Annotated in this window: 5 protein-coding genes, 1 tRNA gene and 3 rRNA genes; 8 read left to right on the forward strand and 1 reads right to left on the reverse strand. The window is 33.7% G+C overall.

Annotation, left to right across the window (positions count from 1 at the left end; translation table 11 throughout):
• Positions 1-79 precede the first annotated feature (79 nt).
• The 8 genes from ACMCMH_RS09560 to rrf all read left to right on the forward strand — a co-directional run bounded on the left by ACMCMH_RS09560 (position 80) and on the right by rrf (position 11,621).
• Positions 80-1,117, forward strand: a complete 1,038-nt coding sequence (locus tag ACMCMH_RS09560) for an HD-GYP domain-containing protein (RefSeq protein ID WP_412724976.1) — start codon at positions 80-82, stop codon at positions 1,115-1,117.
• A gap of 14 nt (positions 1,118-1,131) precedes the next feature.
• Entirely contained in the window at positions 1,132-3,828 is a 2,697-nt protein-coding gene (locus ACMCMH_RS09565) for an ATP-binding protein (RefSeq protein WP_412724978.1), read from the forward strand.
• A 79-nt stretch (positions 3,829-3,907) separates the two neighbouring features.
• A complete protein-coding gene (locus ACMCMH_RS09570) occupies positions 3,908-5,311 on the forward strand; it encodes a PhoH family protein (protein WP_412724980.1) in 1,404 nt (467 codons plus the stop codon).
• A gap of 125 nt (positions 5,312-5,436) precedes the next feature.
• Positions 5,437-5,979: a hydrolase gene (locus tag ACMCMH_RS09575; protein ID WP_412724982.1), complete on the forward strand. Its 543-nt coding sequence runs from the start codon at positions 5,437-5,439 to the stop codon at positions 5,977-5,979.
• 439 nt (positions 5,980-6,418) lie between these two features.
• Positions 6,419-7,936, forward strand: a 16S ribosomal RNA gene (locus ACMCMH_RS09580).
• 179 nt (positions 7,937-8,115) lie between these two features.
• Positions 8,116-8,192: transfer RNA gene (locus ACMCMH_RS09585), tRNA-Ile, on the forward strand.
• 310 nt (positions 8,193-8,502) lie between these two features.
• A 23S ribosomal RNA gene (locus ACMCMH_RS09590) occupies positions 8,503-11,395 on the forward strand.
• Positions 11,396-11,505: 110 nt separating this feature from the next.
• Positions 11,506-11,621 (forward strand): 5S ribosomal RNA (rrf, locus tag ACMCMH_RS09595).
• Together the 16S, 23S and 5S rRNA genes with 1 tRNA gene alongside form the textbook arrangement of a ribosomal RNA operon.
• Before the next feature lie 179 nt (positions 11,622-11,800).
• Here rrf and ACMCMH_RS09600 read toward each other — a convergent pair.
• Positions 11,801-12,712 carry a uroporphyrinogen-III synthase gene (locus ACMCMH_RS09600; RefSeq protein ID WP_412724984.1) on the reverse strand — a complete coding sequence of 304 codons (912 nt, stop codon included), beginning with the start codon at positions 12,710-12,712 and terminating at the stop codon, positions 11,801-11,803.
• Positions 12,713-12,774 lie beyond the last annotated feature (62 nt).

Genomic DNA, 12,774 nt, shown 5'->3' on the forward strand with positions numbered 1-12,774 from the left:
CCTTTAAAACTATAGAAATTTCAATTTAAGTTGTTAAATTATACAATATAATTTTAAAAAATATAATAAAAGGTATATGATGAATTTTGATGATATGAAAATTGTATCAATAGATGATAATGAAAATAATTTATTTCTTATTGAGTCTATATGCACAGATATGAAACTTTCAGTTACGAGTTTTTTAGAGCCACTTGAAGCTTTGATGTATGTGTTGAAAAATGATATTGATATGATCATTATTGATTATATGATGCCAAACCTTAATGGGATAGAATTTGTTAAAGAATTCAGAAATAATAATAAGATTGTACCTATAGTTATGATAACAGCAGCAGGTGATGATGAAGCTATACACAAAAATGCTTTTACAGCTGGAGTGAACGATTTTTTAACGAAACCTGTCAATTCAATACTATTGCAAGCAAGAGTTACAAATCTATTATCAAATTATCAAAATACCTTATTACTTCAAGATCGATCAAAACTTCTTGAAAAAGAGGTGCAAGAAGCAACCCAAAGTTTAATAGATAGTGAACACGAGACATTAAGAATTCTAGGAAAAACAGCAGAATATAAAGATCCTGAAACAGCTTCACATGTTGCGAGAGTTGCTCACTATTCAAAGTTATTAGCTGCAAAATATGGTCTTAATGAAAAAGATCAAGATTTGATTTATTACGCTTCACCTTTTCATGATTTAGGAAAAGTAGGTATTGAAGATAGGATATTGTTAAAACCAGGAAAACTCGATGATGAAGAGTATGAAGTGATGAAAACACACGCTATGATAGGGTATAATCTTTTAAAAGACTCTCAAAGTAAATATTTACAAACAGGTGCTATAATTGCAAAAACTCATCATGAAAAATGGGATGGTTCTGGTTATCCGAATAAGATGAAAGGGGATCAAATCAATATTTTTGGAAGAATTGTTGCTGTAGTAGATGTATTTGATGCTTTAACTTCAAATAGACCTTATAAAAAAGCTTGGAGTTTTAAAGATTCTTTAGATTTTTTGGATAAAGAATCAGGAAAACATTTTGATCCAAAGTTAGTAGCCCTTTTTAAAGAAAATATTCATGATATTACATCAATTTTTAATTCATTTAAATAATAAAAGAAGCTAAAATGAAAATAAAAAATATTTTAAGTGTTTTTTTAAATCCTTTTATTAGTCCAATTATTATTTCTGCTATTATTGCTTTTGTATTAATGTTTTCAGTTATCCCTGATTTATCATATCAAAATAAACTAGTTGTACTTGAAAAAGAAGCAATTGATTCCATAACTAAATTGAAAAAGATTCGTAGTTATTATACTCAAAATGTGATCTCTAAAGTAAATAAATCAGAAGATATAAAAGTTAATTTTGACTATCACTCAAAAGTTATGACAATCCCATTACCTGCAACTTTAATGCATGATTTAAGTGATCTTTTACCTCAAAATGATACCACAATCAAAATGTTTAGCAATTATCCTTTTCCAAATAGAGCTAATAGAATTTTAGATGATTCTCAAAAAGAGGCTTTATTGTATGTTGAAAAGAATAAAAATAAAGTACATACCAAAATAGTACATGAAAAAAATCAAGAATTTTTAAAAGTTACTGTTGCTGATGTATTTCTTGATCGTTCATGTGTACAATGCCATAACTCAAGAATGGACACTCCGAAAAATGATTGGTCCTTAGGTGATGTTAGAGGTGCAATACAAGTTACACTTCCTATTGATATAGGAATTATGTTATCAAGTGAAGAAACATTTGTTTTATTCGTTTTCTTATTAGTTTTAGTACTGATTTTAGGATTGCATTATAGCATTGTATCTTATCTCAATAAAAAGAAACTAAGTGTACATAATGAAATTTTAGATGAAAAAATAAATGAAAGAACAAAAACTTTAAATGAATACAAAAAAGCTGTAGACTCTAGTGCAATCGTTTCCAAAACAAACAGTGCTGGTAAGATAACTTATGTAAATGATGAATTTATTAATATTTCGCAATTTTCTGAAGAGGAGTTAATAGGTTCAAATCACAATATAATAAGAGACCCTAATATGAAAGATGAAGTTTTTGTTGATTTATGGGCAACAATCAAAGCAAAAAAAATATGGAAAGGGCAAATCTCTAATCGAGCAAAAGATGGAAGTATCTATTATGTGTCTTCTACAATTGTGCCAATACTAAATTCACAGAATGAGATTGAAGAGTTTTTAGCAATTCGATTAGATGTTACTGATGTCGTAAAATCAAAGTTAGAAGCACAGCGAGCAAATAATGTAAAATCAACTTTTTTAGCTAATATTAGCCATGAAATAAGAACACCTCTAAATGCTATTATGGGCTTTTCACAAGTTTTAAATAATTCAAATACTCTTTCATCGGAGAATAAAAAACAAGTTGAGATAATCAATACAAGTGCAAATAATCTTTTAGAGATTATAAATGATATTTTAGACATATCAAAAATAGAGAATGGAAATTTTGATATAGCAAATGAAGATACCAATATACATTTTATTGCCCAGCAAACGGTAGAGCTTTTTTCACAAAAAGCAAAACAAAAAAATATACGATTTATTTTCGATATTGATTCAGCGATTCCACATTGTATTCAAACTGATGGCATAAGATTAAGGCAAGTGTTATCAAATCTTCTTGGAAATAGTATAAAATTTACCCACAAAGAGGGTGAGGTAAAGTTAAATATACATATTCTTGAAAATAACAATAGTAAAATACAAATAAGATTTGAAGTCATAGATAATGGAATAGGGATAGATATAAATTCACAAAAAAAAGTTTTTGAACCATTTGTTCAAGCAGATTCAAATACAAATAGAAAATACGAAGGTACAGGTTTAGGACTAAGCATTTGTTCATATATAGTGAAGTCTTTAAATGGCAATATTAACTTAGATAGCCAACCTAATAAAGGATCAAAATTTTGGTTTGATTTAGAGTTTGATACTTGTGACGAGTCTTATTTTAAAAAAGAAAACCATTTTAAAAAATTAAACTCATCTGTTGATGATTTTAATGATAGTAGTATAAAAGATATAAATGGAAATATTTTAATAGCTGAGGATAATTTGACAAATCAAGAACTTATAGGATACATAATGAATGAGTTAAATATTGATTACACAATTGTATCCAATGGAGAAGAGGCTGTTAATAAATTTATGAGTGAAAAATTTGACTTGATACTGATGGATATTAATATGCCAGTGATGGATGGCATAGATGCTTTTAAAAATATTAGAAAATATGAGCAGTTTAAAAATTTAACTGCTATTCCAATAATTGCATTAACAGCAAATGCTATTAAAGGTGATAAAGAAAAATTTATCGCTTTAGGAATGAATGATTATCTGAGCAAACCCATTCAAACGCAAAAACTAGAAGAGATACTTATTCAATATTTACAGAAAAATATTTGTAATTTATCAGAACACATAAAATCAGACGAAAGAGATGATATAGTAAAAGTTCAAGTAATGGATAGTTTTGACAGTACTCACATCTCTTCTAAATTAGGAATAAGTGAACCTATCGTAGAGATGCTTATTAAGAAATTTTCCGAAGATATAATGGATGATTTGGATGAGTTGTCACATTTTATAAGTATACAAGATTTTGAAAATATCTCTAAAAAAGCACACTATATAAAAAATAGTTGCTTAAATCTTATGTTAGAAGAATGTTGTTCAATATTACAACAGATAGAAACTGAAACAAAAGAGATTGATGATATTGAACAATTATTCAAACAATTAAAAAATAATTTAACAACAATTATTCAGGCAGAGATTAAATAGATATGCTTTGATTTAAATACAATTGTAATTGAAATGATATTATAATATTTACAAATAAATTAAAAGAATGGAAGTATAGATGTCTGAAAAATTATCTCAAAAATTTGAAAAATATTTTGTTGTAGATACAAATATTATATTGGAAGATTTTACAAATATAGCAAATTTAAGCCAAGAGGGTAAAAATCTTATTATTTTACCAGAAATTGTATTGGATGAAATAGATAGTAAAAAAAGTGGTTTTGATGAGATAAACTTTCAAGCAAGGCAATTTGCAAGATTTTTGGATGATAGTGAGATCCTTTCTTCAAGTAAAGATTTAGAAAAGCATCAAATAATTGCATTGAAAATAGGTACAATTATTTTACATATCATATCAAAAAGTGTTTATTTAACAGACATACAGAAGATCTCTTTAAATATCTCAAATGACAGAAAAATTTTAGAGATTGCAAGTTTTGCAAACTTACATTATCCACAAACAATTGAGTTTATTTCAAATGATATTATGGCAAGAGTCAGAGCAACTTCGTTAAATCTTACTACAACTTGTTTAAAAGGTGATGGAAAAGATGATAAACAATTGGAGTTTGTTAAAGAGATTGATATTGATTTTAAAGACTTAGAAGATATTCATAATAAAAATATAAAAGAGTTAGATAATGACTATCTTCCTTACAATTTTTCATATTGTATGAATGTTAAAAATAGCGATCAAGTGTTATTGTGTTCGATAAAAAATGGAAAGATTAATCCTCTTGATGAGACAATGTTAAGAGAACAAATAGTAATCCCCTTAAATAAAGAACAATTATTTTTTACAAATTCATTAATTGATAGTTATTATAATATTATTATAATAGAAGCAAAAGCAGGTAGTGGAAAAACATTGTTAGCTTTGAGTAGTGGGGTAAAACTTATTCGTCAAAAACAGTTTCAAAAAATAATATATATAAGAAATTCAATCGAGTCATTGGATAAAGGAGAAGATATTGGTTATCTACCTGGACTTGAGGAAAAGTTTGCTATCTATAATCATCCATTGATGGATAGTTTAAAATATATGGCAAGAAGTGAACATAAACAAAAAAACAGTCACAAAAAACAATATATACAACCATCAGAAGATGAAATCGATGAGAAAGTATCGCAAACAATTCAAAACTATTCTATAGAAACAATGTGGGTAGGTGAGATGAGAGGACGAACGCTAAGTGAAGCCTTTATTATTGTTGATGAAGCTCAAAATATATCAAATAAGACAATGCAAATGATTTTAAGTAGAATAGATAGTAGTTGTAAAGTAGTTATTTTAGGAAGTAATAAACAAATAGATAATTTTTATGTCAACAAATACACAAATTCTTTAACCACACTATTAAAATCAACAAAAGAGAATAGTGATTTAGTAAATTTATATGCAATACGATTAAGAAAAGTTCTAAGAGGACCTATCACACAATGGGCTGAATCAATATTTTAATTTAGTTTTTTGGTATCTTGCGTATTATTTATACACTTTAGCAAAAAAGTTTCTTTGTATCTTCTTTTTCTTTGTCTATTTTTTTATTATGGTGTATGATTAAGATAAATAATTTAGGAGTCATAATGAAAATAAAAATAGAAGATGCATTATTTTGCTTAGTAGATGTACAAGAAAAACTTTTCCCACATATGGTAAATAAAGATGTAGTAGAAAAAAATTTAGTTACGCTAATAAAAGGTTTAAAAATACATAACATACCATTTATAGTAAATGAACAATATAAAAAAGGTATAGGGGAAACAATACCTGCATTAAGAGAACTTGTAGAGTCAGATCCACATTTTGAAAAAACTACTTTTTCTTGTTGTGGAAATCCTACGACTCTTGAAAAAATAAAAGAAACAGGTAAAAAAATAGTAATAGTTGCGGGCATTGAAACACATGTTTGTGTACTTCAAACTTGTTTAGATCTTTTAGAAGAGGGGTATCAGCCAGTTTTAGTAACAGATTGTGTAAGTTCAAGGGAACAACACAATACAATTATGGCAATTGAAAGATTAGTACAAGCAGGAGTTATACCAACAACTTACGAATCATTGTTATTTGAATTAACAGTAAACGCTAAAAATCCTAATTTCAAAGCTATTTCGGCATTAGTAAAATAAAACAAAAAGTACATCATTGTCAATGATGTACTTATGTTACAAAACACACAAAAAAAAGAATTCAAAAATTTAAACTTATTTTAAGAAAAAACTCTTGACAATAAAGAAAAAACCTATTATAATCCCATCCACAAAACAAGCAGACAAACGCAAAGAGATTTGAAGTTAAAAAGCTTAAAAATGTATGATCTTTAAAAAATATAATGTTGATAAATAAATCAAGTTTAAAAGAATTATGAGAGTAATTTTTATAAACTAGATACAAGAAGAGTATTTATAGTTTACTATAAATATATAATCTTCGTCTATAAACTTAGAGTTTTAATTTTAAAACACTAATAATATAATTAAGTCTTTAAATAGACTTAGTGATTTTTAGGTAAATACTTAAAAGTCAAGATTAAACACCAAAGTATAAAAGCGTAAGCTTTTATACTTATTTATGGAGAGTTTGATCCTGGCTCAGAGTGAACGCTGGCGGCGTGCCTAACACATGCAAGTCGAACGAGAACGGATATTAGCTTGCTAATATTGTCAGCTAAGTGGCGCACGGGTGAGTAATATATAGTTAACCTGCCCCAAAGAAGAGAATAATTGTTGGAAACGACTTGTAATGCTCTATATGCCTTTATTACATAAGTAAGCAAGGGAAATATTTATAGCTTTGGGATGGGACTGTACGGTATCAGTTAGTTGGTGAGGTAATGGCTCACCAAGACAATGACGCCTAACTGGTTTGAGAGGATGATCAGTCACACTGGAACTGAGACACGGTCCAGACTCCTACGGGAGGCAGCAGTGGGGAATATTGCACAATGGAGGAAACTCTGATGCAGCAACGCCGCGTGGAGGATGACACATTTCGGTGCGTAAACTCCTTTTATATGAGAAGATAATGACGGTATCATATGAATAAGCACCGGCTAACTCCGTGCCAGCAGCCGCGGTAATACGGGGGGTGCAAGCGTTACTCGGAATCACTGGGCGTAAAGAGCATGTAGGCTGGTTTGTAAGTTGGAAGTGAAATCCTATGGCTTAACCATAGAACTGCTTCCAAAACTGCAGACCTAGAATATGGGAGAGGTAGATGGAATTTCTGGTGTAGGGGTAAAATCCGTAGAGATCAGAAGGAATACCGATTGCGAAGGCGATCTACTGGAACATTATTGACGCTGAGATGCGAAAGCGTGGGGAGCAAACAGGATTAGATACCCTGGTAGTCCACGCCCTAAACGATGCACACTAGTTGTTGCTATGCTAGACATAGCAGTAATGCAGTTAACACAGTAAGTGTGCCGCCTGGGGAGTACGGTCGCAAGATTAAAACTCAAAGGAATAGACGGGGACCCGCACAAGCGGTGGAGCATGTGGTTTAATTCGACGATACGCGAAGAACCTTACCTGGCCTTGACATAATAAGAATCTTTTAGAGATAGAAGAGTGCTAGTTTACTAGAGCTTATATACAGGTGCTGCACGGCTGTCGTCAGCTCGTGTCGTGAGATGTTGGGTTAAGTCCCGCAACGAGCGCAACCCTCGTGTTTAGTTACTAACAGTTCGGCTGAGGACTCTAGACAGACTGCCTGGGTAACCAGGAGGAAGGTGAGGACGACGTCAAGTCATCATGGCCCTTACGGCCAGGGCTACACACGTGCTACAATGGGGTATACAAAGAGCAGCGATACTGTGAAGTGGAGCAAATCTCATAAAATATCTCCCAGTTCGGATAGTAGTCTGCAACTCGACTACTTGAAGTTGGAATCGCTAGTAATCGTAGATCAGCAATGCTACGGTGAATACGTTCCCGGGTCTTGTACTCACCGCCCGTCACACCATGGGAATTGAATTCATTCGAAGCGGGGATGCTAAAATAGCTACCTTCCACAGTGGATTTAGTAACTAGGGTGAAGTCGTAACAAGGTAACCGTAGGAGAACCTGCGGTTGGATCACCTCCTTTCAAAGATATAATTAATCATTCGTTTGATTAATCATTAGAAAATAATAGATGGCTCAAAACCATTAAATTCAGTTAGCAAAGTCTAACTGGAGACGAAGAGTCTTGTATCTAGTTTATAAAGATTATAATAATCTTTAAATTATAAATATTTATTAACATATAGAAACTATATGCAATATGGGCCTATAGCTCAGCTGGCTAGAGCGCTCGACTGATAATCGTGAGGTCCCAGGTTCAAGTCCTGGTAGGCCCACCATATTACATCAAGATTATAAAAGTTAAATATAAGTACTTCAAAAAGTATTTATATTTGATTTTTAAGCACTAAAGTGCAATGCAGCGAGGAACTAAATTCCGAGTCGTAAAAAATCAAAGAGTTATTTTACAATTTACTGTTAAAGTCTTTATTTTTTCTAAGAAAGAAAATAAAAATACAATTTTATAATACTATTTAATTATATATAAATTATTATATTTAATAAGATAGTAGCTAAAGAATAATCATAACAACATAAGTGTTAAATCATATATTACTTGTAATATATGTATTTGAACTTTAATTTATCAAATAAGCTATTAAGGGCTAATGGTGGATGCCTAGACTATAAGAGGCGATGAAGGACGTACTAGACTGCGATAAGCATTGGGGAGCTGTCAAGAAGCTTTGATCCAGTGATTTCCGAATGGGACAACCCAGTATAATGAGAATTATATTATCTAGATTTATCTAGAGGCGAACTCAGGGAAGTGAAACATCTCAGTACCTGAAGGAAGAGAAATCAATTGAGATTCTGTTAGTAGCGGCGAGCGAAAACGGATTAGAGCGGTTATATTTAGCATATTAGTTAGTAGAAGTAGTTGGAATGCTACGCGATACAGAGTGAAAGCCTCGTATATGAAAACTTTTATGTGGAACTAAGATAATGAACGAGTAGGTCGGAACACGTGATATTTTGACTGAATATGGGGGGACCACCCTCCAACTCTAAATACTACTTATAGATCGATAGTGCACAAGTACCGTGAGGGAAAGGTGAAAAGTACCCCAGTGAGGGGAGTGAAATAGAACCTGAAACCATTAGCTTACAATCATTCGGAGCCCTATGTCTTGTACAGGGTGACGGACTGCCTTTTGCATAATGAGCCTGCGAGTTGTGGTATATGGCAAGGTTAAGTCAAGTACGAAGCCGTAGCGAAAGCGAGTGTGAATAGCGCGAATTAGTCATATGCTGCAGACCCGAAACGAAGTGATCTATCCATGAGCAGGTTGAAGCTGGTGTAAGAGCCAGTGGAGGACCGAACCGGTGTGCGTTGAAAAGTGCTCGGATGACTTGTGGATAGGGGTGAAAGGCCAATCAAACTTCGTGATAGCTGGTTCTCTCCGAAATATATTTAGGTATAGCGTCATGTAAATTAGTATAAAGGGGTAGAGCACTGAATGGGCTAGGGCTGCTTACCGCGGTACCAAACCCTATCAAACTTCGAATACTATATACTTTACCATGGCAGTCAGGCGTAGGGTGATAAAATCCTATGTCGAGAGGGGAACAACCCAGACTAACAGCTAAGGTCCCTAAGTCGTACTTAAGTGGAAAACGATGTGGAGTTACTGTGACAACCAGGAAGTTGGCTTAGAAGCAGCCATCTTTTAAAGAAAGCGTAACAGCTCACTGGTCTAGTGATTCTGCGCGGAAAATATAACGGGGCTAAAGTACGCACCGAAGCTTTAGATTACAGTTTACTGTAGTGGTAGGAGAGCGTTCTATTCAGCATTGAAGCCATACCGGTGAGGAGTGGTGGAGCGGATAGAAGTGAGCATGCAGGCATGAGTAGCGATAATTAAAGTGAGAATCTTTAACGCCGAAAACCCAAGGTTTCCTACGCGATGCTCGTCATCGTAGGGTTAGTCGGGTCCTAAGTCGAGTCCGAAAGGGGTAGACGATGGCAAATAGGTTAATATTCCTATACTTATAATAGAGCGTGATGTGGGGACGCATAGAGTTAATCGAGCTGGCTGATGGAATAGCTGGTCGAAGGATGTAGGTTGTAGCATAGGCAAATCCGTGCTACACTCGACCGAGATCTTACAGGCCGAACAAAATCTTCGGATAGCGTTTGGAATCGATGATACTGTCGTGCCAAGAAAAGCCACTAAGCATATCTATTATAACCCGTACCGTAAACCGACACAGGTAGGTGGGATGAGTATTCTAAGGCGCGTGGAAGAACCCTGGTTAAGGAACTCTGCAAACTAGCACCGTATCTTCGGTAGAAGGTGTGCCTACTTAGGTATTAGGGATTTACTCCCGAAAGCTTGAGAGGTTGCAACAAAGAGTCCCTCCCGACTGTTTACCAAAAACACAGCACTTTGCTAACTCGCAAGAGGATGTATAAGGTGTGACGCCTGCCCGGTGCTCGAAGGTTAATTGATGATGTCAGCGTAAGCGAAGCATTTGATCGAAGCCCGAGTAAACGGCGGCCGTAACTATAACGGTCCTAAGGTAGCGAAATTCCTTGTCGGTTAAATACCGACCTGCATGAATGGCGTAACGAGATGGGAGCTGTCTCAACCAGGGATCCAGTGAAATTGTAGTGGAGGTGAAAATTCCTCCTACCCGCGGAAAGACGGAAAGACCCCGTGCACCTTTACTATAGCTTTACACTGCTATTGGGATATTCATGTGCAGGATAGGTGGGAGACTATGATCTATGGACGCAAGTACATAGGGAGTCATCCTTGAGATACCACCCTTGAATATTCTGATAGCTAACTGGGAGTAATTATCTTACTTCAGGACAATGTATGGTGGGTAGTTTGACTGGGGCGGTCGCCTCCTAAAAAGTAACGGAGGCTTACAAAGGTTGGCTCAATCCGGTTGGAAATCGGATGTTGAGTATAATGGCATAAGCCAGCCTGACTGTAAGACATACATGTCGAGCAGAGACGAAAGTCGGTCATAGTGATCCGGTGGTTCTGTGTGGAAGGGCCATCGCTCAAAGGATAAAAGGTACGCCGGGGATAACAGGCTGATCTCCCCCAAGAGCTCACATCGACGGGGAGGTTTGGCACCTCGATGTCGGCTCATCGCATCCTGGGGCTGAAGCAGGTCCCAAGGGTATGGCTGTTCGCCATTTAAAGCGGTACGCGAGCTGGGTTCAGAACGTCGTGAGACAGTTCGGTCCCTATCTTCCGTGGGCGTAGGAAAGTTGAGGAGATTTGCCCCTAGTACGAGAGGACCGGGGTGAACGTAGCACTAGTGTACCAATTGTTCTGCCAAGAGCATCGTTGGGTAGCTACCTACGGATGAGATAAGAGCTGAAAGCATCTAAGCACGAAGCCAACTCCAAGATGAACTTTCCCTGAAGATCCCAGCAAGACTAGCTGGTTGATAGGATAGATGTGTAAGTGCAGTAATGCATTCAGCTGACTATTACTAATAGATCGTTTGGCTTATTTATATGAACTTCTTTAGTTTACTATCTTATTAAGTATAATAACTGATAAGTATTATAATCGTATTTTTATACAAAGACTTTAACTTTAATATTCTCAAATCAACATCTTAGATGTTGGTGGTTATTGAGAGGAGGTCATACCCAGTTCCATTTCGAACCTGGCAGTCAAGCTCCTCATCGCCGATAATACTGCAGGGTCCCCTTGTGGAAACGTAGGTCGCCGCCAACTTCTAAGATGTTTTTTTTTGCTCGTTTTTTCTATCTTCCTATTTCTTATTACTTTTTATTTTTATTCCTCTCTTTTCTTTTGTAGTTTGTTTTATTATTACTATTTCTTTATTGTTAGTTCATATTTGATGATGCTCTATTACTCTTTTAAGGTATTTGGAAGGTCTTTGGCTTGTTTGTTTAATGCTTTGACTTCTCAAGATTCAAAGCTGTTTGTACGCAGCCTTTTAGTGAGGTTATTTCTGAAATTATTGGTGTTATCTCAGAAGGAAGGTATTTTGCAGTTGTTTTACCTATACTTATTGCGGTGTAGCTTTTATCCCATTGGGAGTTTTGGAAAAAAGATGTTATTGTAGATGGAGAAGAAAAAATAATTATTGAATTTTTTGGTAATTGAATCTTTTGAGGATATTGGTGTGAAATTGTTTTATAAATAGCTTTATAGTCACAATTAACTTGATTTTTATTAAGCATACTAACTAAGTTTGATACAGTTTTATTTCCACCAACATATAGTACTTTTTTATTTTTTAATAAAGGAATAATTTCATTGGCAAATTCATCACCGTGTTTTTCACTTCCTGTGAATGTTAATGTACCATTATAATCTTTTAATATTTTAGCTGTTTGAGGGGCAATAACATATGATGGAATTTTTTTCCATGATGTTGAAATTTTATCAAGGTATTTAATGGCATTTTTTGATGTAAAAATTAATGCATCATAATCATTACAATTTATATCAACTTCAATTGGAACAATATCAATCATTGGTATATTTTTTGCATAACGAACGGTTTTGTCACTTAATATATAAATATTCTTATTTGTACTTTTAAAACCATTAATAAAGTTTAGGTATCTTTGTCTGAAACGAGTCCAAAGAGTATCTTCATTAAAAAGAACAATATCACGCTTTTCATCAATGAAAAATTGAATATTATTTTTAGTGAGACTGTATGTAGTTTTTATAAATTCTTTATATACTTGCTCTTTACTATATGCTTTATCTACAACTAACTTATTTGTAAATTTATCATATTCATAATATAATAAGTTTAGTTCATAAAGTAGTTTAGTGATATTTTTCATTGTTTTCTATCCCTTAAAATTAATTCACTATAATATCAAGTTTAGGCTATTAATTCAAGTCT

The organism is Arcobacter sp. 15-2 (assembly GCF_047159865.1).
Taxonomy (GTDB): domain Bacteria; phylum Campylobacterota; class Campylobacteria; order Campylobacterales; family Arcobacteraceae; genus JAIOSF01.